The sequence below is a fragment of the Rhizobium sp. BK251 genome (genome assembly GCF_004345245.1).
Lineage (GTDB): Bacteria > Pseudomonadota > Alphaproteobacteria > Rhizobiales > Rhizobiaceae > Rhizobium.
The window spans coordinates 133,686-158,671 of record NZ_SLUQ01000008.1 but is presented as its reverse complement, the minus strand read 5'-3'; the positions used below and the strand labels follow the sequence as shown (position 1 = coordinate 158,671).

Annotated in this window: 24 protein-coding genes; 4 read left to right on the top strand and 20 right to left on the bottom strand. The window is 61.9% G+C overall.

Features of this window, described 5'->3' with window-relative positions:
- Positions 1–14 precede the first annotated feature (14 nt).
- Positions 15–695 carry a DUF1345 domain-containing protein gene (locus tag EV286_RS21305; protein WP_132959168.1) on the bottom strand — a complete coding sequence of 227 codons (681 nt, stop codon included), beginning with the start codon at positions 693–695 and terminating at the stop codon, positions 15–17.
- Positions 696–830: 135 nt separating this feature from the next.
- Positions 831–1,796 carry a transaldolase gene (gene tal, locus EV286_RS21300; RefSeq protein WP_132959167.1) on the bottom strand — a complete coding sequence of 322 codons (966 nt, stop codon included), beginning with the start codon at positions 1,794–1,796 and terminating at the stop codon, positions 831–833.
- Positions 1,797–2,233: 437 nt separating this feature from the next.
- On the opposite strand from tal, the gene EV286_RS21295 reads away from it, so the two are divergent.
- Positions 2,234–3,265 carry a sugar-binding transcriptional regulator gene (locus EV286_RS21295; protein ID WP_132959166.1) on the top strand — a complete coding sequence of 344 codons (1,032 nt, stop codon included), beginning with the start codon at positions 2,234–2,236 and terminating at the stop codon, positions 3,263–3,265.
- 65 nt (positions 3,266–3,330) lie between these two features.
- On the opposite strand, the gene EV286_RS21290 is transcribed toward EV286_RS21295, so the two are convergent.
- Together EV286_RS21290 and EV286_RS21285 are read right to left on the bottom strand one after the other, a co-directional pair.
- Entirely contained in the window at positions 3,331–4,203 is an 873-nt protein-coding gene (locus EV286_RS21290) for a bifunctional helix-turn-helix domain-containing protein/methylated-DNA--[protein]-cysteine S-methyltransferase (RefSeq protein ID WP_132959165.1), read from the bottom strand.
- 67 nt (positions 4,204–4,270) lie between these two features.
- Entirely contained in the window at positions 4,271–4,768 is a 498-nt protein-coding gene (locus EV286_RS21285; protein WP_132959467.1) for a DUF2244 domain-containing protein, read from the bottom strand.
- Between EV286_RS21285 and nth the strand changes: the two genes are divergently transcribed.
- On the top strand, positions 4,767–5,570 hold the full coding sequence (gene nth / locus EV286_RS21280; protein WP_132959164.1) for an endonuclease III: 804 nt from the start codon (positions 4,767–4,769) through the stop codon (positions 5,568–5,570). The genes EV286_RS21285 and nth overlap by 2 nt on opposite strands.
- On the opposite strand, the gene EV286_RS21275 is transcribed toward nth, so the two are convergent.
- On the bottom strand, positions 5,532–6,122 hold the full coding sequence (locus tag EV286_RS21275; protein ID WP_132959163.1) for a TetR/AcrR family transcriptional regulator: 591 nt from the start codon (positions 6,120–6,122) through the stop codon (positions 5,532–5,534). The genes nth and EV286_RS21275 overlap by 39 nt on opposite strands.
- An 82-nt stretch (positions 6,123–6,204) precedes the next feature.
- Between EV286_RS21275 and EV286_RS21270 the strand changes: the two genes are divergently transcribed.
- Complete coding sequence (locus EV286_RS21270) at positions 6,205–6,630, top strand: VOC family protein (protein ID WP_132959162.1); 426 nt, start codon at positions 6,205–6,207, stop codon at positions 6,628–6,630.
- A 10-nt stretch (positions 6,631–6,640) separates the two neighbouring features.
- Here EV286_RS21270 and EV286_RS21265 read toward each other — a convergent pair whose 3' ends face one another.
- The gene (locus EV286_RS21265; protein ID WP_132959161.1) at positions 6,641–7,354 is read right to left on the bottom strand and encodes a sulfate transporter family protein; all 714 of its coding nucleotides are present in this window, start codon (positions 7,352–7,354) and stop codon (positions 6,641–6,643) included.
- Positions 7,355–7,601: 247 nt separating this feature from the next.
- On the opposite strand from EV286_RS21265, the gene EV286_RS21260 reads away from it, so the two are divergent.
- Positions 7,602–8,453 (top strand): MurR/RpiR family transcriptional regulator, encoded by an 852-nt coding sequence (locus EV286_RS21260; protein WP_132959160.1) that lies wholly within the window; start codon positions 7,602–7,604, stop codon positions 8,451–8,453.
- A gap of 3 nt (positions 8,454–8,456) precedes the next feature.
- On the opposite strand, the gene EV286_RS21255 is transcribed toward EV286_RS21260, so the two are convergent.
- From EV286_RS21255 to EV286_RS21190, 14 genes are all read right to left on the bottom strand, one after another.
- Positions 8,457–10,040 (bottom strand): FGGY-family carbohydrate kinase, encoded by a 1,584-nt coding sequence (locus tag EV286_RS21255; RefSeq protein WP_132959159.1) that lies wholly within the window; start codon positions 10,038–10,040, stop codon positions 8,457–8,459.
- A complete protein-coding gene (locus EV286_RS21250) occupies positions 10,040–10,732 on the bottom strand; it encodes an HAD family hydrolase (RefSeq protein WP_132959158.1) in 693 nt (230 codons plus the stop codon). Before EV286_RS21250 ends, EV286_RS21255 begins: the two co-directional genes overlap by 1 nt.
- Before the next feature lie 90 nt (positions 10,733–10,822).
- Positions 10,823–12,304, bottom strand: a complete 1,482-nt coding sequence (locus EV286_RS21245) for a mannitol dehydrogenase family protein (protein WP_132959157.1) — start codon at positions 12,302–12,304, stop codon at positions 10,823–10,825.
- An 88-nt stretch (positions 12,305–12,392) separates the two neighbouring features.
- The gene (locus tag EV286_RS21240; protein WP_132959156.1) at positions 12,393–13,418 is read right to left on the bottom strand and encodes an ABC transporter ATP-binding protein; all 1,026 of its coding nucleotides are present in this window, start codon (positions 13,416–13,418) and stop codon (positions 12,393–12,395) included.
- A gap of 12 nt (positions 13,419–13,430) precedes the next feature.
- Positions 13,431–14,255, bottom strand: a complete 825-nt coding sequence (locus EV286_RS21235) for a carbohydrate ABC transporter permease (protein WP_132959155.1) — start codon at positions 14,253–14,255, stop codon at positions 13,431–13,433.
- A gap of 9 nt (positions 14,256–14,264) precedes the next feature.
- Positions 14,265–15,137: a sugar ABC transporter permease gene (locus EV286_RS21230; protein WP_132959154.1), complete on the bottom strand. Its 873-nt coding sequence runs from the start codon at positions 15,135–15,137 to the stop codon at positions 14,265–14,267.
- Positions 15,138–15,267: 130 nt separating this feature from the next.
- The gene (locus EV286_RS21225) at positions 15,268–16,581 is read right to left on the bottom strand and encodes a sugar ABC transporter substrate-binding protein (RefSeq protein ID WP_132959153.1); all 1,314 of its coding nucleotides are present in this window, start codon (positions 16,579–16,581) and stop codon (positions 15,268–15,270) included.
- A 145-nt stretch (positions 16,582–16,726) separates the two neighbouring features.
- Positions 16,727–17,680: a sugar-binding transcriptional regulator gene (locus tag EV286_RS21220; RefSeq protein WP_132959152.1), complete on the bottom strand. Its 954-nt coding sequence runs from the start codon at positions 17,678–17,680 to the stop codon at positions 16,727–16,729.
- Positions 17,681–17,895: 215 nt separating this feature from the next.
- On the bottom strand, positions 17,896–21,039 hold the full coding sequence (locus tag EV286_RS21215; RefSeq protein ID WP_132959151.1) for an efflux RND transporter permease subunit: 3,144 nt from the start codon (positions 21,037–21,039) through the stop codon (positions 17,896–17,898).
- A gap of 29 nt (positions 21,040–21,068) precedes the next feature.
- Positions 21,069–22,190 carry an efflux RND transporter periplasmic adaptor subunit gene (locus EV286_RS21210; RefSeq protein ID WP_245500799.1) on the bottom strand — a complete coding sequence of 374 codons (1,122 nt, stop codon included), beginning with the start codon at positions 22,188–22,190 and terminating at the stop codon, positions 21,069–21,071.
- A gap of 77 nt (positions 22,191–22,267) precedes the next feature.
- Positions 22,268–22,876, bottom strand: coding sequence for a TetR family transcriptional regulator (locus EV286_RS21205; RefSeq protein WP_132959149.1), 609 nt, complete (start codon positions 22,874–22,876; stop codon positions 22,268–22,270).
- Positions 22,877–22,998: 122 nt separating this feature from the next.
- Positions 22,999–23,487 (bottom strand): hypothetical protein, encoded by a 489-nt coding sequence (locus EV286_RS21200; protein ID WP_132959148.1) that lies wholly within the window; start codon positions 23,485–23,487, stop codon positions 22,999–23,001.
- A gap of 133 nt (positions 23,488–23,620) precedes the next feature.
- A complete protein-coding gene (locus EV286_RS21195; RefSeq protein WP_132959147.1) occupies positions 23,621–24,052 on the bottom strand; it encodes an OsmC family protein in 432 nt (143 codons plus the stop codon).
- Between the two features lie 153 nt (positions 24,053–24,205).
- A complete protein-coding gene (locus EV286_RS21190; RefSeq protein WP_132959146.1) occupies positions 24,206–24,985 on the bottom strand; it encodes an SDR family oxidoreductase in 780 nt (259 codons plus the stop codon).
- Between the last annotated feature and the right edge of the window lies 1 nt (position 24,986).

Below are 24,986 nucleotides of genomic sequence, written 5' to 3'. Positions count from 1 at the left end.
CAGGCGCGGCTGCGCTACAGCAGGCTTGCCCCGACATTGATGGCAAGCGCCAGGATCGTCGTATTGAACAGGAACGACAGCACCGCATGGAGCAGCGCAAGTCGGCGCATGTCCATCGTCGTGATGCTGACATCCGCCGTCTGCGCCGCGACGCCGATCGTGAAGGAGAAGTAGAGAAAATCCCAATAGATGGGATCGCCTGCAAGCTCGGGGAACTTCAGGCCGCCACCCTTGCCGGGAGCCGCATAGAAGCGGTGCGCATAGTGGATCGTGAAGAGCGTGTGCAGGAAGAACCAGGAAATGAGGATTGTGACGATTGCCACGAAGGCCCGCATCAGCGCGACGTCTCGCGGTGCATTATCGACGTTGTGAAGCTCGATCGCGATGCCGCCGATGCTTGCCAGAGCTGCGGCGATCGACAGGGAGAGGAGCACGACGTCGGAGAAATCGAGATCGGCGGAACGCTGCCGGATGCGGCTGGCGTTGGAGCGCATCATCCGGTACCAGGTGAAGCCGAGATAGCAGATTGCAGACAGGTTCCAGCTGGTCAGCAGGTTGGTCGCATTCGCCTGGCCGGAGGTCAGGAACGCAAATGCAAGAACGCCGACCACGACGGCGGCGACATAACTCTGGTGCCGCCGGATCTGGGCAAGGATCCACCGCGAGCCAGGCGATCGCTTGTTATCCATCTGCATTGATCGCGGTCCTCCAGTCAGGCCCAGGCGCATTGTCCGTCCGAAAAGCAAACCCGCCGAGGATCTCGGCGGGTCCGTGGTCAATCGACGCGCGGAGCCGGGACGCCTGTGCGTCCCTCCGCGTCCCGGGCCGTATCAGGCAGCGGCGAGCTGGAGTTCCTTCTGCACCATGGCGCGCAGCGTGCCGAGGTCCTTGGCAAAGGCGCGAATGCCTTCTGCCAGCTTTTCGGTCGCCATTGCGTCCTCGTTCATCATCCAGCGGAAAGTCTTCTCGTCGACGGAAACCTTCGGCGCGGCCTTCGTGGCCTCGGGCGAGAGCTTGCGCTCGAGCTTGCCCTGGTCCTTTGCGAGCTCGTCGAGCAGAGCGGGCGCGATCGTCAGGCGGTCGCAACCCGCAAGCGCTTCGATCTCGCCGGCGCTGCGGAACGAGGCACCCATGACGATCGTCTTGATGCCGTTGGCCTTGTAGTAGTTGTAGATGTCACGGACGGAGACGACGCCCGGATCTTCCTCAGGCGTGTACTCCTTGCCGGTCGACTTCTTGTACCAGTCGAGGATGCGGCCGACGAAAGGCGAGATCAGGAAAACCTTGGCGTCGGCGCAGGCGATAGCCTGGGCCTTGGAAAACAGAAGCGTCAGGTTGCAGTCGATGCCTTCCTTCTGGAGAATTTCGGCGGCACGGATACCTTCCCAGGTGGAAGCGAGCTTGATGAGGATGCGGTCACGCTCGATGCCGCGCTCCTTGTAGGCTGCGATGATGGAGCGCGCCTTGGCAAGCGAAGCTTCCTGGTTGAAAGAAAGGTCGGCGTCGACTTCGGTCGATACGCGGCCGGGAACGAGCTTCACCAGCGCAGCGCCGACGGAAATGGCGAGGCGGTCGGCGACGGCCGAAGACACGGCTTCCGGATTGCCGCCCTGCTTCTTGCCCCAGGCAACAGCTTCCTTGATCGCGTCTGCGAACATCGGCGTGCCGAGCGCCTTCAGGACGATGCTGGGGTTCGTGGTGCAATCGACCGGCTTCAGGCGGGCAACGGCTTCGATGTCGCCAGTGTCGGCAACGACCGTGGTGATCTCGCGGAGTTGGTCAAGCTTTGAGGTCATGATGACTATCCTTTGTGAACTTGAACTGTTGGGCCGGAACGCCATCGCCCGGCTTATGCTTCAGTCAGGAAGAGATTCCATGCTTGCGGCCACATCCGCGGTGGTCGCTTCGTCAGGGCGAGGGGTCCAGCGAGCATCCCGTCGAACGACGTCCTTCGCCTCATTTTCCGGCCAAAACTTACCGACCACAACAAAAAACCGCATGAGCGGCCCGCAAAATTCCTCGTCTCCCGCATGCTCGCACTCTGTCCTCCCCCGGACGAGCAAACCCGATCTTCCGCACGACTATCGCCAAACGCCCGGCGAAAAGTCAAGGGACATTTGTGCATTTCAATTGACATAAGTTTCATGTCGTACAATATCGACACCAAGGCGGCCAAAGGCGTCGCGGACCGCCACTTGGCGGCAGATCGGTTCTATCTAGTGCGGGAAGGCCAGTGGTAAAGCTGAGACGCGGCACGCACACCGCCTATTCGGAGGCGGCATCCCTGCGACTGAGGGCCGCATGGCTCTACTACAACCAGGGACTGACCCAGAAGGACGTTGCCGAGCAGCTCGGCATCAGCCGCACCACCGTCATCCGCCTCCTCGATGAGGCCATGAAGCGCAGCGAGGTTCAGATATGGATCAACGAGGCGATCGACGACTGCGTCGAGCTTGCGATCAAGTTGGAACGCGCCTACGGCCTTGACGAGGCAATCGTCGTCCCCGCCCCCGCCGAACCGACGGTGGACGCGGTCGCAAGGAGCGTGGGTCTCGCGCTCGGTCGTTTTCTTTCGGAAGCGATACCCGACGACTATACGATCGGTGTCGGCTGGGGCCGTACCATGACGGCCTCGCTTTCAAGCTTCCGCCCACCGCGCCGGGACAATTGCAAGATCGTTTCGCTGCTCGGCGGCATTGTCGCCGTGCACCAGACGAACCCGATCGACTACACCTGGCGGCTGGCAAACCAGCTCGGTGCGGAGTGCTACATGTTCCTCGCCCCGCTGCTCGTCGATTCGGTCCAGACCAAGCGCAATCTCATCGAGAAATGCGGGCTGGACACGATCTACCGGCTCGCGGAAGACCTCGATCTGGCGATCGTCAGCTGCGGAGATATCGGCCCGCACTCGACCTCGCTTTCCGAAGGCTGGATCTCCAAGAAGGAACTTCAGGAACTGGTCGACGCGGGCTGCGTCTGCGACACCATGTTCAATTTCCTCGACAGTGACGGCAATTCCGTCGACCACTCCATCAACCGCCGCGTCATGTCGGTCGACTTGGATACGCTGAAGAACGCCAAGCACATCGTTCTTTCCTCAGGTGGCGCGCACCGGGCCGTGGCAATCCGCGCCACGATCAAGCGGATCGGCTGCAATACTCTGATCACCGACGAGAGCGCAGCGAAGGCACTGCTGGAGCTTGCAGGCGATGCCGCCGCCGACGTCGCGCTCAATCCGCCGCAACACTCCGCGTCCAGCCGATAAGCCCGCAAGTCGGGTCGCTCAGCGCCATCCCGGCATGGCGCATGCCGAGCTCGCCCGCGCTCTCCCTATACCTGACCGGATTCCCAACCGAGCATGGCGCGCTTGCGCGTCAGTCCCCAATGGTAGCCGGTGAGCGCCCCGCTGCGGCCGAGCGCCCGATGGCAGGGCACGACGAACGAGATCGGATTGCGGCCGACGGCAGCACCGACGGCGCGCGCGGCAGTTGGTTGTCCGATATCGTTTGCGATGTCCGAATAGGTGACTGCATGACCCATCGGGATCTTTAGCAGGCTCTCCCAGACGCGGACCTGAAAGTCCGTGCCGATCAGGACGACGCGGAGCGGCTGGTCGGACGACCACCGCGATGGCTCGAAGATCTGCTCGGCATAGGTGGCGGTCGCCTCTGTATCTTCCACATAGTCCGCGTTCGGCCATCGGCATGTCATGTCTTCCAGGCACGCCTTCTCGTCGCCTGTATCGCTGAAGGCGAGGCCGGCAAGTCCGCGGTCCGTGACCATGACGAGCGCAATTCCGAAGGGCGAACGATGGAAGCCATAGCGGATCGTCAGGCCGCCGCCCCTCGCCTTCCATTCCCCGGGCGACATCGCCTCATGCGTGACGAAGAGGTCGTGCAGACGGCTGGGGCCTGAGAGACCGACCTCTATGGAGGTTTCCAGCAGCGGCATCTCCTCCTTGCGAAGCAGGCGCTTGGCGTGGTCGAGCGTAACGGCCTGCAGGAAGGCCTTCGGCGAAAGGCCGGCCCAGCGCGTGAAGGTCTTCTGCAATTGGGTCGGCGACTGGCCGAGACGCGACGCGATCGCCTCCAGGGAAGGCTGCTCGCGATAATCCTCGGAAATGAGCTCGATGACCTGCCGAACGGTCTCGTAATCGGAACCCGTGGGCGTGATGTCGTGCGAGAGGCTTGCTATCATGTTCATCGTATTTCTCCTTGTGGGAAGAAAACCATGAAGGAGAGCCGCAGGCCACCCGTTTCTTGCTGTCGCGCTATATGCGCCGCTTCACGGTGGCGAGCGCGCCCCTGAAGGCCTTGGCGAAGCTTTCCCGATCCTCCGGATTGAGGAAGGAGCCAACATCCGTGCCCCGGCCCTCGCCGGCGATGTACATCGAGAGAATGCCGATCTCCTGGTGACGGCGAACGAAGAACCGGGTCCAGAAGGGATTGAACAGGTGCTCGACCATCCGGCCTGAAGGCGAGTATTTGCGCACCGAAACGCTCGTGCGCGAGACCGTGACTTCCTCGCGCACCCTGCCCGAACGGTAGTTCAGCCAGAAGGCTCCGTAGAGCAGTACAAAATCGAGCCCGAAGAACATGCCGATCGGCCATGCGCCGGTGGTGGCGAAGAGCATTCCGTAGAAAAGGCAGACGCCACCGGTCATAAGCAGCAATATCCGGAAGCCCTTCCGACCGAGTGACCGGTAGGGGTAGAGTTCCGCCGCAAAAACGGGTTGCTCCTGGAGCGCGTCGGCGTTGCTTTCCGTCATGGCGGTTGAGTATAGATTCTCCATGTCAAATCCCAAACCAAAATCCATGATCGATGCACCGCGCAAGCTGAGTGCGACCGGTCGGCGGAAGCAGCAGGCGCGCAGTGCCTATTCCAAGGCCGAGGTTGAAGAGATCTTCCGTCGATTCTCCGTGCAGCGGCCCGAGCCGAAGGGCGAACTCGAGCATACCAATCCCTTCACGCTCGTCGTTGCGGTTGCGCTTTCCGCCCAGGCGACCGACGCCGGCGTCAACAGGGCGACGCGCGCTCTCTTCAAGATTGCCGATACGCCCGAGAAGATGCTCGAGCTTGGCGAGGAGCGCCTGCGCGACTACATCAAGACGATCGGTCTCTACAGGAACAAGGCGAAGAACGTCATCGCCCTTTCCCGGATGCTCGTGGAGCGGTATGGCGGCGAGGTGCCGCAGACCAGGGAGGAACTGGTCACCTTGCCGGGCGTCGGCCGCAAGACCGCAAACGTCGTGCTTTCAATGGCCTTCGGGAAAGCTACGCTGGCAGTCGACACGCACATATTCAGGATTGCTAACCGCATCAGGCTCGCGCCGGGCAAAACGCCGGACGAGGTGGAAGAGCGGCTGCTGAAAGCCATTCCGAACCACTATCTGTATCATGCGCATCATTGGTTGATTCTGCATGGAAGATACTGCTGCAAAGCGCGCAAGCCGGAATGCGAGCGCTGCGTCATCGCCGATCTCTGTCGCTCGCCGGAAAAGACCTGCGACGTGCCCGCCCCGCTGGTGGAGCTACCGCCGCAGCTGATCGGCGCCGATGCCGTCGATTAGAGCAGCGATGGCTCGCTCGTAGTCTATCCTGTCGCCGCCGGCCGCGATTGCAATCGCCGCGCGGTCGAAGGCGGCCGAGACCAACACGGTCAGGGGGTCGAGCAGGTCGAGCGGCTTGCCGCTTTCCGATAGGTAGTCGGAAAGCCCCTCCCGCAGGGTCCCTTCGGCATTCTCGCGGTCGATCGCGCCGAGCTCGTCGAGGCCGAGCACAGCGGGGCCGTCAAGCAGCAGCAGACGCGTCCGGCCCGGGACGGCCATCGCGTCGAAATAGGCCGCGGCACCGGAGATCAGCTTTTCATATGCCGTGCCGAACTGCGGTGATCCCGCCTCGATCGCCTCGGCGACGGCCTGCGCCTCTCGTGCGATAACCGCCTCGAACAGCGCCCTCTTGTCCTCGAAATGGTGATAGAGCGCGCCGCGCGTAAGCCCCGCCGCCTCCACGATTTCGGGCGTCGCGGTGTCGGCATAGCCTTTGGATACGAAGAGCGCGCGCGCCGCCTCGATCAATGCGTTCCTCGTCGTCTCGGTTCTCTCGCGATTGCTGCGGCTCATTCAACACCATTTACATACAGTCTGTATGTATGTTAATAAAAGAAACATGCAGATTGTATGTTAACTTCCGAAGGAGGAGAAGATGAAATCGACGAGCTATTACCCCGTGATCATGACGGACGATGTCGCCGGCACGGCCGCATTCTATTGCGACCATTTTCGTTTTGCGCCGCTCTTTACCAGCGACTGGTACATCCATCTCCAGTCGGAAGAGGATCCGCACGTGACGCTTGCGATCCTCGACGGCAACCACGAAACCATACCGGCAGCGAGCCGCGGCCGGGTATCGGGCCTCATCCTGAATTTCGAGGTAGATGATGCGGATGCCGTCCACGAGACCTGCCGCAAGGCGGGGCTGCCGATCCTGAAGGATCTTTGCGACGAGGCCTTCGGGCAGCGCCATTTCATAGCCGCTGATCCGAACGGCGTGCTGATCGACGTAATCAAGCCCATCCCGCCGAGCGCGGAATTCGCCGCTATGTACGACGCCTCCGCCCTGCCGGCATAGCCCGTACCCGCTAGCCGCGGAACCCCCGGTCCTGCCGCGACAGGAGCTTGTGAAGATGGACCATCATGCCGGCGGCAAAGAGCGGCGTGAGCAGGTTGACGATCGGCACGGCAAGGAAGGCGGCGATCACCAGGCCGCCGAGAAAGACCGTCTGCCAATGCTTGGCGCGGAAAAGCCGCGCTTCCGCGGGCGAGCGGAAGCGCATCGCCGCGAACTCGAAGAACTCGCGCCCGAGCAGGTAGCCGTTCACGATGAAGAAGGCGATCAGGTTCACGCCGGGCACGAACAATAGTGCCAGAGCCACGAGATTGCCTAGGATAACCACGCCCAGGAACTTGATCGAACTGGCGATTGCCGGCCCCAGCGGCATGGCATTTCCTGGCGGATCGGCTGCATAGTCGCGCCGTTCCACAACCTCCGCGACATCATCGAGGAAAAGGCCTGCGATCAACGCCGTCACCGGCGAAAGAAGCAGCGCGAGCGCGACAGCCAGGCCGAGGCCGGCAAACACGGCAAATACGAATGCCAGCCAGCCGGCCCAATCCGGAACGCCCGGAAAGAAACTCTCGATCCACGGCAGCGCAAAGGCAATGAACACACCGCGCACGGCCAGCCACAATGCGGCAAGTGCCAGAACCGTCAGTCCGAGCACCTTCCAGAATATGGCACGCGTTTCCGGCGCTAGAAGATTGGAAAAGGACAATCGCGCTGCGTCTAGAATCATTCCCTCATCCTTTTGATTGAGGTTGTGATGTAGGAATGACCGCAATTGCAGACAAGTATGCTTCCAATTGGCACACAGCATTGCGCAAACAGAAATATTGTAATAAAGGATTAACTAATATATAGTTAGCCCGTTTATAAAAACAAGAACTTAAACCTGCGAGCAGTTTCGCAAGTATCCCGTGGGGGCATGACCTTAAATTCAGTTCGCTCAGACGATGCGCCAGCTAGGCGGTAACGAGGCTTGCTTGGAAGATCTTGTTCAAAAACTGCGGCAATATGTGAAATCGGGCACTCCCGCCGAACGGCGAATCGCGAGATATTTTTCCGAGCACCTGAACGAGCTTCCTTTTGAGACCGCCGCCTCCGTGGCAGACAGGCTCGACCTCAGCCCGATGACCGTGGGCCGCTTCCTTCGCACGCTCGGCTATCAGGGCCTGGACGGCATGAAGGTCCACATACGCGACACCGCCGCTACTGCGAGCTGGGAATCCGTTGTCCCGGACGCGCACCAGCGGAGCAATTCTAACGGGAATCCGCTCGCGGGCCTGGTGGCCGAGCAGATCGACGCCCTCCACCATCTTCACAACCTTATCAGCCAGCCACAATGGGCGGAGGCCGCGGGCCTGATCCTTTCGTCGGGCGAGGTCTTCGTTGCCTCCCACCCCCGCCTGGACAGCCTGACCCATCATTTCTGCTACAGGCTCGGCCATGCGCGCGACAGGGTGCGCTATCTCGACGGCATGAGCGGAAGCTACATGGACCTGCTCGCGCGCGAGGGGATGGACGATACGCTGCTGATCATCATTGATTGTCGGCGCTTCACCAAGTCGAGGATACTTGCGCGATCGGCCCGGCGATCCGGCTGCAAGGTGCTTTTGCTGACCGGCCGCTATACGGACTGGGCAACCGAGTATGCCAGCACCACCCTCGCCCTGTCACTCCTCCGCTCGGAGAACCGCGAGAACCTTCCTGCCCTCATTGCCCTGCTGGAATGTCTCGCGGAGGCGGTCATTCTCCTTGCGGGAGCCGAAGCCAACATTCGCGGCAGGCGGATAGCCGAGCTCGAGGCGACGTTCGGCGACCCACCGAATCGCTGAGCTTCACGAGATCGCGTCCAGTTCCGATCGGTGACGGTGCATCGCGAGGAAACGGCGGTAGTCGCGATCATAGAGCGCCATCCGCGACCTGTCCGGTGCACGAACTTCCCCGCCCGGATGCATCGCGGCGCCCGCGACGGCAAGATCCTCATACATCCCGCAGGCCACGGACGCGGCGATGGCAGTGCCCAGAAGGACCGCCTCGTTCATCTTCGGAATAACCACGGAGCAGCCCGTGGCATCCGAATAGAGTTCCATGAGCACGGGATTCCTGACGTGGCCGCCGGCGACGTGGAGCGTATCAAGCGTGTAGCCGTACTCGTTCATCCTCTCCAGGATATGGCGGATTCCAAGCGCAATGGCGAGGCTGGCCCGCCAGTAGAGGCGGCAAAGCCCGTCGAAGGAGGCATCGAGCGTCATGCCGCTGATGACGCCGACGGCGTGCGGATCGGCGTGCGGCGAGCGATTGCCATGAAAATCGGGAAGCACATGGATACGCGCGCCGAATTCGTCGCCCTCAACGGCACGAAGCTCGGCGATGCGCTTGACGATGCGATCGTGGAACGCGGCTGTCGGCTCACCGCCGGCCGCATGCATGCGCACGATATGGTCGAGCAAGGCGCCCGTTGCCGACTGTCCGGCTTCGACAAGCCAGGATTGCGGAAACACCGCCTCGTAGTAAGGCCCCCACATGCCGTGGCTCGGCTTGGGCTCACGCGAGAAGGCGACGATGCAGCTCGAGGTGCCGGCGATGAGGGCAAGCTGATGCTCCAGCCTGCCGGGATCGCCGGCGTGGGAGCCGAGGACGCCGAGCGCACCGGCATAGGCGTCGATCATGCCGGTCGAAACCTCGCAATCGGCATGAAGGCCGAGCGCCTCGGCTGCCTCGCGCGTCAGTCTGCCGACGCTGGTGCCGACGGGCGCCGTCTCCTCCGGCAGGCCACCCTTCCTGCGCAGGTCGGAAAGCCCCGTCGCCTCCAGGAAATCCTCCTGCCACCCCTGCTGCAGGTGGGCCTGATAGTTCCATTTGGACGTGAGCGTGCAGCGCGAGCGCGCAGACGAGCCGGACGCCTTCCAAGTCATGAAATCCGCAAGGTCGAAGAAAAAGCCTGCCCGTTCCCATGTGTCCGGCATGTTGGCCTTCAGCCACATCAGCTTCGGGATTTCCATCTCCGGAGACATGAAGTGCCCGGAATGCTTGAGCACGCGATGTTCGGTCGCCGTGCAGAAATCCGCTTCCTTCAGCGCCCGGTGATCGAGCCAGACGATCGTATCGAAGCGGCGCTCGCCACCGGTCGAAACCGTGAGCGGGCTGCCCTGCGTGTCGCGCACCACCAACGAGCAGGTGGCGTCGAAGCCGATGGCGCCGACCTCCTCGGCACGCACCCCGGAGAGCTGCCGTGCCTGGCGCACCGCAGCGCAGACCGCCGCCCAGATGTCTTCGGAATCGTGCTCGGCATGATTTTCGCGCGGCCTGTTCATCACGATCACATGCTCGCCTTTGCCGAGCAGTCGTCCGCGGGCATCGAATACGCCGGCGCGAGCGCTGCCCGTGCCGATATCGACCGCAACCACATAATCACGCATTAAGGATGTGTCCCGTCCGCTCTGTATTTTTGGACAAGGTGTATCAAATCCGGCATGGCGTCAAACACCACTTCCGGCGCAAGCCTGTCCAATTCGGCACGGTAGCGCGGCAGGTTGGCGTGGGTGCCGCCGGTGAATGCGAAGACCGTCATGCCGGCCGCCCGCGCCGCCTCTATGCCGGCTGGACTGTCCTCCACGACGATGCAGCTTTCGGGCTCGGCATGCATTTCGCGCGCCGCGTAGAGGAAAAGATCGGGCGCCGGCTTGCCGCGCCTCACCATGCTCGCGCTGAAGATATGCGGCGAGAGCCGGTCGAGGAGCCCGGTCACCTCCAGCGAGAGGCGAATGCGCTCCAGTTGGCTGGAGGAGGCCACACAGCGGGGCAGGTCCAATGCATCGAGCGTTTCGCGGATGCCCTCGATCGGCTTCAGTTCCGCGCGGAACCGCGCATAGAGGTCAATTCGCATTCGTTCGAGGAACTTCTCCCCGGCGGCGATATTGAACTCGCTGCGCAGCGTGTCCGTAACGGTCGAAAGGCTGCGCCCGAGAAACCGCTCATACGCGCCATTTTCGTCGATCGTGACGCCGGCGTCGCGCATGGCGCCGACCAGGACGCCGATGGAGATCGGTTCGCTGTCGACGAGAACGCCGTCGCAATCGAAGATGACGAGACCTTTTTCCACTTCAGCCATTCACAAATCCAGCCGGTTTCGGTCGGATGCCGTTCCCGCCCAGTCTTGCGCAGGCGCCGAAGGGGCCTACGCGAAGAAGGAGGCCGGCCCCTAGGATGCGAGCTTGTTGTCGAGATAGAGTTGCAGGGTCGCCTGTGTGCCCTTTTCCCAGAGCGTCTTCAGGGCGTCGGCGAAGCGCTTGCGGAACAGGTCCGATTTCGCGACCTCCCCGAAGATGTCGTCGAATGCGAGGAAGGCTGCGGGATCGTCCTTCGCCTTCAGGGCGGCGGCGTGAAGCCTGTCGGCGCTGGCGTCATTGAAGACAATCTCCTTGCCGCTGTCGCTCTTTCCCGCGAAGTAGCGGCACCAGAGCGCGGAGACCAGCGCCAGGCCGACGACATCCCTGCCCTGGCGCAGGTTGTCGAGCGTCGAGGGGAGGATGAACTTCGGCTGGCGGTTCGAGCCGTCCTGCGCAAGCCGCGGGATCGTGTCGGCGACCTTGGGATTGAGGAAGCGGTGCTCGATCAGCTTGAAATAGTCGGCAAGCGACGTATTCGGCACCGGCGGCACGATCGGGATGATCTCCTCGTTCTCCAGCTTCGCGAGGAAGGCGCGGATGAGCGGATTTTCCATCGCCTCGTGCACGAAATGAATGTCCATCAGCGCTGCCGGATAGGCGATCGCCGCGTGGCCACCGTTGAGGATGCGGATCTTCATGTGCTCGTAGGGCGTCACGTCCGAGACGAAGGTAACGCCCACATTCTCGAGCGCCGGACGGCCGGCCGGGAACTTGTCCTCCAGCACCCACTGCTTGAATTCCTCGCAATAGACCGGCCAATTGTCCTCGATGCCGAACTTGTCCCTGAGCAGATCGATTTCGCGCTGGCCGGTCGCCGGCGTGATGCGGTCGACCATGCCGTTCGGGAACGAGACGTTCGCCTTGATCCAGTCTGCGAAGGCAGGGTCGGAGAGCTTCGCCGTGCCCACGACGGCATTCGCGGTCACTACGCCGTTGTGAGGAATGTTGTCGCACGACATGACCGTGAAGGGCTCGATACCCTTTTCCCTGCGCGCCCTGAGGCCCGCGACGATCAAGCCGAAGACGGTCTTTGGCGCGGAGGGACTGGCGCCGTCCGCAGCGATCGCCGGATGCTGCGGGTTGAACTTTCCGGAAGCGTCGATGAAATAACCGCCTTCCGTGATCGTCATGGAAACAATGTGGATCGAAGGATCGGCGAGTTTGGCGACGATCGCCGCCGCATCGCCGACCGGAAGGATGTCCACCATCGGCGCAGTGACGCGCGCGGCCGTACGATTGTTGTCCTGCTCGACGACGGTCGTCAGAAAATCCTGCGCCGCAAGCTTGTCACGCATCGCGGCATCCGAGGGCAGCACGCCGGCGCCGACGATCGCCCAGTCGTGGTCCTGCCCCTTGTTGAAAAGGTCGTCGAGATAGATCGCCTGGTGAGCGCGGTGGAAGTTGCCGACGCCGAAGTGCACGATCCCGGCCTTGAGCGATGCCCGGTCGTAGGCCGGAACGGCGGCTGTCTTTGCCACCTCTGCAAGGGTTGCCAGCGATAGTTTGCACGTCATGTTTCAGGTCCTTTTGAAGTCGTTGCGCGCAAGGCCGTTCTGCCGGCCCGGCTTGGGCGGTCCGGCCACGCGTAGCCAGCCCGCACGTCTACGCGCCCGCCGCTCCGGCGATCGAGCCAATCGCCAGGCCGTCTGCATTGAACCGGTGGATGCGGGTCCTGTCGGGCGTGACATAGACGGTATCGCCGTGTCGGCAGGAGAACTCGCCACCGGCGCGCACGGTGATCGGACCGATTCCGTCGATTTCCACATGGAGGAAAGTGTCCGAACCCAGGTGCTCGGCGACATTGACCGTGCCCTTCCATTCGCCGCTTTCATGGGAGAGGGTGACATGTTCGGGGCGAACGCCGATCGTGTGGGCATCCAGCGCCTTCGCATAGGCGCCGGTCACGAGGTTCATGCGCGGCGAGCCGATGAAGCCGGCGACGAAGAGATTGCGTGGGCTGCGATAGAGATCCAGTGGCGACCCCACCTGCTCGATATTGCCGCGGTTCAGGACAACGATCTTGTCGGCCATGGTCATTGCCTCGACCTGGTCGTGCGTGACGTAGATCATCGTCGTCGCCAGCTGCTGATGGAGCTCGCTGATCTCGAGCCGCATCGTACCGCGCAAGGCAGCATCGAGGTTCGACAGCGGCTCGTCGAACAGAAAGGCCGAGGGTTCGCGCACGATGGCGCGGCCGATCGCGACGCGCTGGCGCTGCCCGCCGGAAAGCTGCGAGGGCCGGCGCTCGAGATAGTCAGTGAGGTTGAGCACGCGCGCCGCGTCCGTCACCTTCCTGTCGATCAGCGCCTTGTCGAGCTTCGCCATCTTCAGGGGAAAGGCGATGTTGTTGCGCACGCTCATATGCGGATAGAGCGCGTAGGACTGGAAGACCATCGCAAGGCCGCGTTCGGCCGGCGCATTGCCCGTCATGTCCTTGCCGTCGATCAGGATCTGGCCGCCGCTGACATCCTCGAGCCCGGCGATCAGCCGCAGCAGCGTGGACTTGCCGCAGCCCGATGGGCCGACGAAGACGACGAATTCGCCGTCATTGATTTCCAGGTCGATCGACGGGATGACCTTGGCCTCGCCGAAAACCTTCGACACGCGTTTGAGGGTGATGCTGCCCATAGTCTCGTATCCTTATTTAACTGCGCCGAAGGTCAGGCCGCGGACCAGCTGTTTCTGGCTGAACCAGCCGAGGATGAGGATCGGTGCGATCGCCATGGTCGACGCCGCCGAAAGCTTTGCCCAGAAGAGCCCCTGTGGGCTGGAGAAGGAGGCGATGAAGGCCGTCAGCGGCGCCGCGTTGGTGGTCGTCAGCCGGATCGTCCAGAAGGATTCGTTCCAGGCGAGGATGATGTTGAGGAGCAGCGTCGAGGCAATTCCCGGAACCGCCATCGGCGTCAGCACGTAGACGATCTCCTGCCAGAGGCCGGCCCCATCCATGCGCGCGGCTTCCAGGATCTCGCCCGGAATTTCGCGGAAATAGGTGTAGAGCATCCACACCACGATCGGCAGGTTGATCAGGGTAAGCATGACGGTGAGGCCGATGCGGCTGTCGAGCAGGCCGAAGTCGCGGAACATCAGGTAGATCGGCACCAGGACCGCCACTGCCGGCATCATCTTGGTGGAGAGCATCCACATCAGGACGTCCTTGGTGCGCTTGGTCGGCGAGAAGGCCATGGCCCAGGCAGACGGGATCGCGATGATCAGCGCCAGGATGGTCGAACCCACCGACAGGATGACCGAGTTCATGAACGGCTTGAAATAGTCGCGCTGCGTCTGGACGGTGATGTAGTTCTCGAATGTGCCCGACGGGATCAGGTTGAAGCCAGCGATCGCCTCCGGCTCCGTCTTCAAGCTGGTGATGATCGTGTACAGGATCGGGAAGAAGATGATCAGCGCCACGACCCATGCGCCGACTGTCGCGATGACCTTGTGCTTTGTTGTGACCGAACGAGCCATGATCTTCTCCTACCGGTCCAGGTTCTTGCCGACGGCGCGCATCAGGAAGAAGGCGACGATGTTAGCGAGCACGACCGCGATGATGCCGCCTGCCGAAGCGCCGCCCACGTCGTAGCCGAGAAGCGCCGTGCGGTAGATCAGGAAGGCGAGGTTGGTGGAGGCGTAGCCAGGACCGCCATTGGTGGTGACCAAGATTTCCGCGTAGACGCCGAGCAGGAAGATCGTCTGGATGAGGATGACGACCGTGATCGCCCGGGCCAGATGCGGCAGCACCAGGTAGATGAAGCGGTTGAAAAAGTTCGCGCCATCCATCTCGGCCGCTTCCTTCTGTTCGCCGTCCAGCGATTGCAGAGCGGTGAGCAGGATGAGCGTCGCGAACGGAAGCCATTGCCAGGCGACGATAATGACAATGGAGAGCAGAGGATATTGCGCGAACCAGTCGATGGGCCTCAGCCCGAAGAACTTGGCCATGTCGGCAAGCACGCCATAGCCCGGATGCATGATCATGTTCTTCCAGATCAGCGCCGCGACGGGCGGCATGACGAAGAACGGCGAGATGACGAGAATGTGGACGATCCCCTGCCCGAAGACTGGCTGGTCGAGCAGGAGTGCGATGGCGACACCGCCGACGACGGTGATCAGCAGAACGCCGCAGACGATGACCAGAGTGTTCCAGATCGATTGGAAGAAGGCCGGATCGGTGTAGAAGAACTGGTAGTTGAAGAGACCCGCGAAGCTCACATTGCCGGGATTGAGCAGGTTGTAGTTCAGGAACGAGAACCACAATGTCATCGCCAGCGGAACGATCATCCAGATCAGGAGAAGCAGAACGGAAGGCGCCATCATCAGGCGTGCCAACGTTCTCGTGCTCTGCGTTGCCATCTTGCGAGCCTCCCTCAAGTCGCCGCCATCCGAAGGGCGGCAAGCGTGCACTGTTCAGATTTTGTTATTCTGTCGCCGAATGGATCGGAGACCGCCCGGCACCAGGGCCGGGCGATCCATTCCGGGAGGATTACTTGATGTAGCCGGCGCGGGTCATGTCGCGGACGGTCGCGGACTGGGCCTGCGCAAGTGCATCGTCAACCGTGGACTGTCCGGCGATAACTGCCGAGAACAGCTGACCGACATTCGTTCCGATCGCCTGGAATTCAGGGATCGCCACGAACTGCCCGCCGGTGTAGGGAACCGGCTGCACCGTCGGCTTGGTGATGTCAGCCGCATTCATGGCTGCAAGCGTCGGTGCGGCGAAGGGCGCTACCTTCTTGTATTCCTCGTTCTGGTAGAGCGAGGTGCGGGTGCCGGGAGGAGCGCTGGCCCAGCCGTCCTTGGAGGCCACCAGGGCGGTATATTCCTTGCTGGTCGCCCAGGCGATGAACTTCTGGGCTGCCTCAGCCTTGGTCGAGCTCGTCGGGACGGCGAGATTCCAAGACCACAGCCAGTTGCCATGGTTGGCGACACCTTCCTTAGAGGGGAAGATCGCGTAACCGACCTTGTCGGCAACCGTCGAATCCTTGGGATTGGAGACGGCGGAAGCGGCGACGGTCGCATCGATCCACATGCCGCACTTGCCCTGCTCGAAAAGCGTCAGGTTCTCGTTGAAACCGTTTGAGGACGCGCCAGACGGCCCGGCATCCTTCATCAGGTCGACATAGAACTGCAGCGATGCCTTCCATTCCGGCTGGTCGAACTGCGGCTGCCACTTTTCGTCAAACCAACGTCCACCGAACGAATTGGTGAGCGCCGTGATGAAGGCCATGTTCTCGCCCCATCCGGCCTTGCCACGCAGGCAGATGCCGTTGATATCGGCGTTGCGATCCGTGATCTTGCGTGCCGCGTCACCGATGAATTCCCAGGTCGGGTTTTCAGGCATCTTGAGACCGGCCTTCTCGAAAAGGTCGGTGCGATACATGATCATGGCGGATTCGCCGTAGAACGGCGCAGCGTAGAGCTTGCTGTCGACCGTCAAACCACCACGGATGGACGGCAACAGGTCATCGACGTCGTAGCCTTGGCCGAGGTTGCTCAGTTCGAGCAGCCAGCCCTGCTTTGCCCAGATCGGAACCTCGTAGTTGCCGATCGTCAGGATGTCATACTGGCCACCCTTGGTGGCAATATCAGTCGTGACGCGCTCACGCAGGATGTTTTCCTCAAGCGTGACCCACTCGACCTGGATATCGGGGTTCTTTGCGGTGAAGTCCGACGTCAGCCCCTGCATGCGGACCATGTCGTTATTGTTCACGGTTGCGATCGTCAGCGTTTCTGCCGAAGCCACGCCGGCAAATGCCAAAGCCGAGCAGGCGCCCAGCAGAAAAGTCTTCAATGTCATGTCTTCCTCCCAGAAGAGAAAATGAGCATTCGCTTTGCTCGTGGGCAATTACTCACGCACTGCGGCAAAAAGTCAATGCAGATTCGTTGCTGCATTGCCGAAGAATGAAGCTATCCTATTGAAATTAAAAGATGTAAATTTTTGCTCAAGACTTGAGCAAAAATTCGGCGACCTCTTCGTCGGTGATCAGGCCGTTGACCTGGAGACCCGTGACGGCTGCCTTGATGGCCTCGAACTTGCGCTTGCCCTTGGCGATTCCGATGACCGACGAGTTCTCCCGAGAGGGTATCGGCGCCGACGCGACGCGCTCGTTGACGGGATTGTCGAGAAGATTGCCCTGGTGGTCGAAAATCCAGCCGCATATCTCTCCGGCTGCGCCATTCGCCACCAGATCGAGCATTTCCTCGCGGCCGAGAAAGCCGTCCACGCAGAGCGGACCGTCCACTCCGAGCTCGCCGATGCCGACGAAGGTGACGTCGGCCTTTGCGCTCATCTCCAGCGTCGCCCGCACCAGCGGCTGGCCGTGCAGCAGTTCGCGCTCCTCCGCGGCCGAGGCCAGCACCGGCAACGGCATCGGATAATGCCTGGCCTTGACTGCATCGGCCATGCTGAAGATGACGTTGTAATAGGCCGCCGAGCCATCCGGCGCGATATTGCCGGTCAATGAGACGACGCGGTGATGCGGACACTCGATCATGGGCAGCTGGTCGACGGCCGCCTTCAGCGTTCGTCCCGTCCCGATGGCAAGCACGATCGGGTCGGTCCGCTTCAGCCAGCGCTCGATTTCGCTTGCCCCCGCCTCCGCAAGCCCGACCGTCGTTGACGAGGAGCCGGGATCACTCGGCACGATCTCTACGTGCTTCAGGCCATACTTGGTGCGAAGCGCTTGGGCGAGTTCCAGGCAATGGGCGATCGGATGGTCGAGCCTTACCTTGATCAGCCGCTCGGCGACGGCGAGCGAAACGAGCCTTTGCGCGGACTGCCTCGATATGCCCATGGCGGCCGCGATCTCGTCCTGCGTCCTGCCGGCGACATAATAGAGCCAGCCGGCACGCGCGGCATCGTCGAGCCGCTCCTGGATTTCGGACCTTTTCACCATCGGTGCCTACCTGCGATTGGACAGGCATGGCGCCCACCCGGAGGAAACGAAATTCTCTATCGCCAGATCAAAACCAAAAAAGCTGAAATGTCGAGAGCGAGAAAGTCGGCGTCCCCGGTGAATAACCTCCCAAGGCAACGAAGAGGGCGTCCGGATGTGAGCTAGGGGCAAGAAAACCGATGGTGCGGCAACCTCATGCCGCACCATCGGATGGATCATTCAGCGGCCATCGAATGTGGATTTGCCAACGCCGCTTGCTCGGCCTCTGCAGAAGGCCTTTCGTCATGGCCGCGTTTCTTGGGCTCCTTGCCGAAGAAGAGCGCATAGCCGGCCGGCAGCACGAAGATCGTCAGCACCGTCGCAACCAGAATGCCGCCCATCATCGCGAAAGCGAGCGGGCCCCAGAAGACGCCGCGCGAGATCGGGATCAGCGCCAGCACCGCCGTCATGGCCGTCAGCATGATGGGACGGAAACGACGGACCGCCGCACCTATGATCGCTTCCTGCCGCTCCATGCCCGCCTTGATGTCCTGGTCGATCTGATCGACGAGAATGATCGAGTTTCGGATGATGATACCGAGCAGGGCGATCACCCCGAGGATGGCGACGAAGCCGAAGGGTGCGCCACTGATCAGCAACGCCGCAGCCGCGCCGATGATGCCCAACGGACCGGTTGCCAGCACCAGCATCGCTTTTCCGAAGTGCTGGAGCTGTGCCATCAGGAGCACCACGATGACGACCAGCATGATCGGCGCCTTGGCGGCAATCGAGGCCTGGCTTTCGGCGCTGTCTTCGGCACCGCCCTGGACCTCGATCTTGTAGCCGGGGGCAAGGCCGTCGCGCAGCGGCTTGATGTCACTATAGAGCTTCGCGACGACGTCGTTCGACTGAACACCGTCCGGAAGCGTCGCCCGCACGGTGATCGTCGGCAGGCGGTCGCGGCGCCATTCGATGCCCTGCTCCATGACCGGCACCACCTTGGCGACCTGCGAGATCGGCACGAAGCCGCCGAAGTCCGTCGGAACATAGACGGAATTCACCGCCGACAGCAGATGACGGGTGGCATCCGGTTCACGGACGACGATCGAAACCGTCTCCTCGCCGTCGCGGAAGTCGTCGAGCGGCGCCCCGGACATGGTGGCCTGCAGCATCTGGCGAACCCGCTGGGAACTGACACCGAGGGCGCGCGCCCTATCCTGGTCGATCACCAGCTTCATCGCCGGCACCGGCTCGAGCCAGTCGTCGTGGATCGCGCCCAGCATCGGATTTTCCTGGAACTTCGCCTTCACCTCATCGGCGATGCGGCGCACTTCCTGCCTATCCGGACCCATGACGCGCAGCTGCACCGGCCAGCCCGTCGGCGGCCCGAGGAAGAGCCGGTCCACCTTGGCGCGGATCGAGGGGAAGTCTTGCGCGAGTATGCCGCGCAGCTTGACGATCAGCCGCTCGCGGGCCGGCTCGTCCTTCGCCATCACGAGGAGCTGTGCGAAGTTCGGGTTGCGCAGCTGCTGGTCGAGCGGCAGGAAGAAGCGCGGTGCACCCTCACCGATATAGGTGGCGATGAAACGCTTGTCCTCGTCGTCCATCATCCGGGCTTCCAGCGCCTTCGCCTGGGTCTCGACCTCCTTGATGCTCGTGCCTTCGGGCAGCCAGAGATCGACGAGGATCTCGGGACGGGAGGACTGCGGGAAGAAATTCTGCGGGATGAACTGGAAGGCCCACAGGCTGGTGGCAAAGGTGCCGAGCGTCAAAAGCAGCACGATGACCCGGTGTCGCACCGCCCAGCCAACGCTCGACCGAAGACGGCGGTAGAAGCGGGTGTCGAAAACGTCATGATGCTCGCCCGCATGCTTGCGCTGCTTGAGGATCATGTAGCCGAGCCAGGGCGTGAAATAGACGGCCACGAACCACGACACGACAAGCGCGATGCCGACGACATAGAACAGCGAGCGGACATACTCGCCCGCCTGGGACGCCGCAAAGCCGACGGGAATGAAGCCTGCCGTCGTGATCAGCGTCCCGGTGAGCATCGGGAAAGCGGTCGAGGAATACGCGAAGCTCGCCGCGTCGATCTTGACGAGCCCCTCCTCCAGCTTTCGCTCCATCAGTTCGACGACGATCATGGCGTCGTCGACCAGCAGACCGAGCGCGATGATCAGAGCCCCGAGCGAGATGCGCTGCAGGTCGATGCCGAGCTCGTACATGATGGCGAAGGTCGCGGCCAGCACGAGCGGTATCGCAATGGCAATCACAAGGCCGGAGCGCCAGCCGATCGACACGAAGGAGACGATCAGCACGATCACCAGCGCCTCGCCGAGCGCGTGCATGAATTCGCTGACCGCATCGGTCACCACGTCCGGCTGGTTGGAAATCTGGTCGACCGCCACGCCATAGGGCAGGGATTGCTCGAAGCTCTTGTAGGTCGCTTCGACATCCTTGCCGACATCGGTCACCTTGAAGCCCTTGGCCATGACGACACCGACCTGAACGCTGTCGTGGCCATTGAAGCGGTACTTGCGCTGATAGGGATCCTCGAGGCCGGAGGTAACGGTGGCGATATCGCCGAGCCGGGTCACCTGACCGCCGGCGCGCAGTCGCAGTTCCCTGATATCCTCGGCCTTGCGGACATCACCTTCGACGGAAATGCGCACCGAGCGGATGCCGGTATCGACCGATCCGGCAGGATCGACATTGTTCTGGCCCCGAACGGCATTCTGAATGTCGGTCAGCGTCAGGCCGCGTTCGGCGAGCGACTTGGAGGAAACGTCGATATAGATCTTCTCCGGCTGATCACCGATGATGACGGCCTTTTCGACGCCCGGCGTCGTCAGCAGCATGTCGCGCGCCTGGATGGCGAACTTCTTCAGTTCCGGATAGGAGTATCCGTCGCCGCTGATCGAGTGCAGCGTGATGAAGGTATCGCCGAATTCATCGTTGAAATACGGCCCGAGCAGACCTTGCGGCAGCTCGTTGGCAATGTCGCCAACCTTCTTGCGGACCTGATAGAAGGCATCCGCCACCTGCTCGGCGTTGGTGTCGCCCTTGACCTGCAGCGTGATGATGGCCGAGCCGGCCCGGGTATAGGATTTGACCCAATCAATATGGGGCGTTTCCTGCAGCTTGCGCTCGATCTTGTTGACGACCTGGTCTTCCATCTCCTGGATGGAGGAGCCGGGCCAGATCGCCTGGACGACCATGACGCGGAAGGTAAAGTCCGGATCTTCCTTCTGGCCCATGCGCATGAGGCCGAGCACGCCGGTGATGATGATCAGCCCGAACAGAAACCGCGCGATGCTCGGATGCGCAATCGCCCATCGGGAGAGATTGAACGGGCGCTTTTCCTGGGTGGAGTTTTCCATGGTCTTCTATCCCCGTCGCTAGAGCTGGATCAGCGGACCAGTTCGCCATCGGCCGTGCCCTCGACCGAAGCCGATTGCTGGCCGCTACCGGGAAGCTTGACCTTCATGTTCTCCGCCATGAACTGCGTGCCCGCGGCAACGACGAGATCTCCCTGCCGCAATCCTTCCGCAACATGCACCCCATCGCCTGTGAAATCCGAAATCTTGATGACGCGTGCGTGGACAGTGCCGGCACCGCGATCGACGAGCCAGACGATCTGCTCGCCATTCTTCTCCGCAAGCGCGCTCAGCGGCACCGAAACGAAGCCGCCGCCATTGTCACCGGTCGCCTCGATGGTCGCCGTCATCCCGAGCAGGATGCGCGGATCCTCGGGCAGGCTGACGCGCACCGCAAATGTGCGCGACTGTTGGTCGGCGCTGCCTGCGACTTCCCGCACCTTGCCGTCGAGCAACAGTGCGTCATGCGACCAGAACCGCACCTTCACCATCTTGCCCGGGCTGAACTGGGCGATATCGGTCTCCGGCACGGCGATCTGGACTTCCTTCTCACCGTCGACGGCAACCGCCAGCACCGGCGTTCCAGCACTCACCACCTGCCCGACATCGGCGGCAATGGCAGTCACGATACCGCTCTTGTCGGATTTGAGTTCCGTGTAGCCCACCTGGTTCCGGGCCTGCTGGAGCGAGGAGATCGCCGCATCCCGCGTCGAAACCGCCTGCTCGCTGGCAAGCGTCGCCTCTTCGAGCTGGGACTTGGGCGCCACGTTTTTGGCGTACAGTTGCTCGGCGCGCGTGCGGGCAAGATCGGTCGTCTCGACCTGTTTTTGCGCGGCTGCGAGATTGGCCTCGGCGCTGTTGACGGCCAGCCCATAGTCGGTGGAATCGACACGGGCCAGCACGTCATCCGGTTTCACGCGCTCGCCGATGTCGACGAGTCTAGCAATCACCTTGCCGTTCACGCGGAAGCCGAGGTTCATTTCCGTGCGGGCACGCACATAACCGGAATACTCCAGCGCGCGCGTATCGTCAGCCTTCGCGATCTCGAGCACCTTGACCGGGCGGATGATTTCCTTGGTCTCGGCTGTATCCTCGGAGCAGCCTGCCAGCGCCGCTGCTGCAAGCAGGAATGCGCCGAGGGCTGGGACGGTCATGCGGATCGGTGACGACATCTTGGTATTCCCCATAAAAACATCGGAAAATCCGGAACCGTGCCGGTCCCCGGCATTATTTATTTCTTCAAAGCCCTGATTGCGTATTCGATAAGCTCGTCCGGCGTGGCGCGGTTCTGCTTGGACAGACACTGCGCCACCATCTGCGGATGACAGAGGTTGATGGTGGCCGCGCCGAAGCATCGCGACGCTACCTGCGGGTCCTGGTCGACGAACTCTCCCGCCTCGATGCCCTGGCGGATGACCTCTGCGAGCAGATCGTGAATGCGGTCGATATGCTTTTCGATGACATGCCAGTCGCGCTCGATCGCGACGATCACCATCTCGTGGACCTTGTGCTCGTCGACCATGTTATCCAGCGTCATCTGGTACTGGCCCAGCACGTAGCGGCGCAGCCGCTCGGAAGCGCTGATCGGCAATTGCGCGATCGCGTAGGCGCCTTCGTAGCTCACGGTCAGCATGCGTCCGCACACCGCCTGGTGAATCTCCGTCTTGGATGCAAAGAAACGATAGATGTTGGCCGTCGACATGCCGAGGTCGCGCGCGATATCGGCCACTGTGGTCTTGCTGTAGCCATAGTGGCGGAACAGCCGCTCGGCTGAATCGAGAATGCGCGTGACATTCTCCTGGCGGGTTGAATCGGGAGCGGTATCGGCTGTGACGGACATGATCTCTCGACTTCCAATTACGACTGACGAATTTTGAATTTCGTCAGTCGTAAGACATCAGTCGAAAGATGTCAAGGTTCGCGCGCGCTCCAGAGGCCGCGCGAGCCGCGGTGGAAGGGGGGCTATGCGGTCAGAAGTGCGGGGCGGAAGCGCCGGACGCTGAGAATGCCGATGATGATAAAAACGACAAGCAACGCGGATTGTGCGGCCAGGATGGGCGGCTCATTGCCGAGCGGTGCCAGTGCGTTCAGCGCCGGGATCTTCTGGAACGACTGGACGATGAGGACCAGACAGTTGAAGTAGAAGAGCATCAACGCGCCGACAACGAAGACGATGCGCCAGGCTCCGTTCATGTGAAAGACATAGCGGCCGAGGGCAGTCGGGATGAAGATCGCGCTGCAGAGGATGCCGACATTGATGGCCGGCGTGAGGCCGCCATAGGGAAAGAGAAAGCCGGTGACGAGCGTGAGCGCGGTCGTGACCATGAACACGAGCGTCCATCTGTCGAACCGCCGCAGCGTCAGCAATCCGTAAGCGAGGGCTATGCCCGCAACGATGGCGACAAGGCTGATGATGACATGAAAGATGGTAAGACTTGCTACTTCCGGCACGGCCTTGCACTCCCGCAATGATGGTTTGGTGGGATAATCTGACGATAATATTCTGAAAGGCTGTTGGATTGGATAATGGCGCGATGGAACGCCGAGCACTGCGGAAGGAACCCGCAGTGCTCTCTTTGAGCCTCTAGGCCAGACGGGCGTCGAGCGTGATCGGCACGGAAGCAAGGGCCTTCGAGACCGGGCATCCGGCCTTGGCCTTGTTTGCCAGTTCCTTGAACGTGGCGTCGTCGGTCCCCGGGATCGAGGCCACGAGCGTGAGCTGGATCGCGGTGATCGCAAAGCCGCCTTCGACGGCCTCGAGCGTGACCTTGGCGGTCGTTTCCATGTTGTCAGCCCTGAGGCCGGCTTCCCCGAGGATCAGCGACAGGGCCATGGTAAAGCACCCTGCATGTGCCGCGCCGATCAGCTCCTCGGGATTCGTTCCCGGAACCCCTTCGAAACGGCTCGCAAAACCATAGGGATAGGCCTTGAGAGCGCCGCTCTGGGTCGATATCTGGCCCTTCCCGTCCTTCAGTCCACCGGACCATTGAGCGGAACCTGTGCGATTGATCTGCATGCCATCCTCCTTTGTGATGATCACTCTATCGGGCAGCCGGTGCCCACGTCTCCGAAGCCATTATCTTCATCATTTCAGAGATGTCCAATGACGTTGGAGTCGCGGGCAAGCTAGCTGCCGCAGACGACCAGAGGATGACGCTCATCGGGAGCGTCAGGCAGGGTGCTGCTGAACGCTCAGGCCGCCGTCGACGGTCAGGCAGGTGGCATTCATGAAGGTGCATTCGTCGGAGATCATGAAGACGGCAGCCATGGCAATCTCCTCCGGGCTGGCGATACGACCACCCGGATGCAGCTTCATCGTCTCGGCCTTCGCCGCCTCTGGATCGGGGAAGCCATTCCAATAGTCGAGCACCTTCTGGGTCGCGACATAGCCCGGCGCCAGCGCGTTCACACGTACATTCTTCGGCGCATATTCCAGCCCGAGCGACTTGGTCATGCCGAGCAGCGCGTGCTTGGCGAGCGGATAGGGAAAGGTGTGCGGGATGATCGTGAAGGCATGCGTCGAGGCGATGTTGAGGATGACGCCGCCGCCCTGCACGATCAGTTCCGGCAACACCGCCTTGCAGCAGTTCCAGGCACCCTTGAGGTTCACATCGAAGCAGCGCTGCCACTCTTCGTCGGTGGTCGCCAGTGGTTCGGAAAAAACGTTGATGCCGGCATTGTTGACGAGCGCGTTCAACCGACCGATCTCGGCGGCAGCCTTCGCGACCGCCGCTTCGATGCCCTTCGCATCGGTGATGTCGGCTGCCATGTGACCGATCTTCGCCTTTCCTGCCGCAAGCCCCGCCACGGCCTCGGCAAGCAGCGGTCCATCGCGATCGATCAGAAAGACTGAGGCATCCTCTCGCAGGAATGCTTCCGCCATGGCGAGGCCGATGCCCTGCGCCGCACCGGTGATCATGATGCGTTTTTCGGTCAGGCGATTGCCCATC

Excerpts from the sequence above, each read along its gene's own strand:
- EV286_RS21305 (WP_132959168.1), bottom strand. The coding sequence starts at position 695 with ATGCAGATGGATAACAAGCGATCGCCTGGCTCGCGGTGGATCCTTGCC.
- tal (WP_132959167.1), bottom strand. The coding sequence starts at position 1,796 with ATGACCTCAAAGCTTGACCAACTCCGCGAGATCACCACGGTCGTTGCC.
- EV286_RS21290 (WP_132959165.1), bottom strand. The coding sequence starts at position 4,203 with ATGAACATGATAGCAAGCCTCTCGCACGACATCACGCCCACGGGTTCC.
- nth (WP_132959164.1), top strand. The coding sequence starts at position 4,767 with ATGGCGGTTGAGTATAGATTCTCCATGTCAAATCCCAAACCAAAATCC.
- EV286_RS21285 (WP_132959467.1), bottom strand. The coding sequence starts at position 4,768 with ATGACGGAAAGCAACGCCGACGCGCTCCAGGAGCAACCCGTTTTTGCG.
- EV286_RS21275 (WP_132959163.1), bottom strand. The coding sequence starts at position 6,122 with ATGAGCCGCAGCAATCGCGAGAGAACCGAGACGACGAGGAACGCATTG.
- EV286_RS21270 (WP_132959162.1), top strand. The coding sequence starts at position 6,205 with ATGAAATCGACGAGCTATTACCCCGTGATCATGACGGACGATGTCGCC.
- EV286_RS21265 (WP_132959161.1), bottom strand. The coding sequence starts at position 7,354 with ATGATTCTAGACGCAGCGCGATTGTCCTTTTCCAATCTTCTAGCGCCG.
- EV286_RS21255 (WP_132959159.1), bottom strand. The coding sequence starts at position 10,040 with ATGCGTGATTATGTGGTTGCGGTCGATATCGGCACGGGCAGCGCTCGC.
- EV286_RS21250 (WP_132959158.1), bottom strand. The coding sequence starts at position 10,732 with ATGGCTGAAGTGGAAAAAGGTCTCGTCATCTTCGATTGCGACGGCGTT.
- EV286_RS21245 (WP_132959157.1), bottom strand. The coding sequence starts at position 12,304 with ATGACGTGCAAACTATCGCTGGCAACCCTTGCAGAGGTGGCAAAGACA.
- EV286_RS21240 (WP_132959156.1), bottom strand. The coding sequence starts at position 13,418 with ATGGGCAGCATCACCCTCAAACGCGTGTCGAAGGTTTTCGGCGAGGCC.
- EV286_RS21235 (WP_132959155.1), bottom strand. The coding sequence starts at position 14,255 with ATGGCTCGTTCGGTCACAACAAAGCACAAGGTCATCGCGACAGTCGGC.
- EV286_RS21230 (WP_132959154.1), bottom strand. The coding sequence starts at position 15,137 with ATGGCAACGCAGAGCACGAGAACGTTGGCACGCCTGATGATGGCGCCT.
- EV286_RS21225 (WP_132959153.1), bottom strand. The coding sequence starts at position 16,581 with ATGACATTGAAGACTTTTCTGCTGGGCGCCTGCTCGGCTTTGGCATTT.
- EV286_RS21220 (WP_132959152.1), bottom strand. The coding sequence starts at position 17,680 with ATGGTGAAAAGGTCCGAAATCCAGGAGCGGCTCGACGATGCCGCGCGT.
- EV286_RS21215 (WP_132959151.1), bottom strand. The coding sequence starts at position 21,039 with ATGGAAAACTCCACCCAGGAAAAGCGCCCGTTCAATCTCTCCCGATGG.
- EV286_RS21210 (WP_245500799.1), bottom strand. The coding sequence starts at position 22,190 with ATGACCGTCCCAGCCCTCGGCGCATTCCTGCTTGCAGCAGCGGCGCTG.
- EV286_RS21205 (WP_132959149.1), bottom strand. The coding sequence starts at position 22,876 with ATGTCCGTCACAGCCGATACCGCTCCCGATTCAACCCGCCAGGAGAAT.
- EV286_RS21195 (WP_132959147.1), bottom strand. The coding sequence starts at position 24,052 with ATGCAGATCAATCGCACAGGTTCCGCTCAATGGTCCGGTGGACTGAAG.
- EV286_RS21190 (WP_132959146.1), bottom strand. The coding sequence starts at position 24,985 with ATGGGCAATCGCCTGACCGAAAAACGCATCATGATCACCGGTGCGGCG.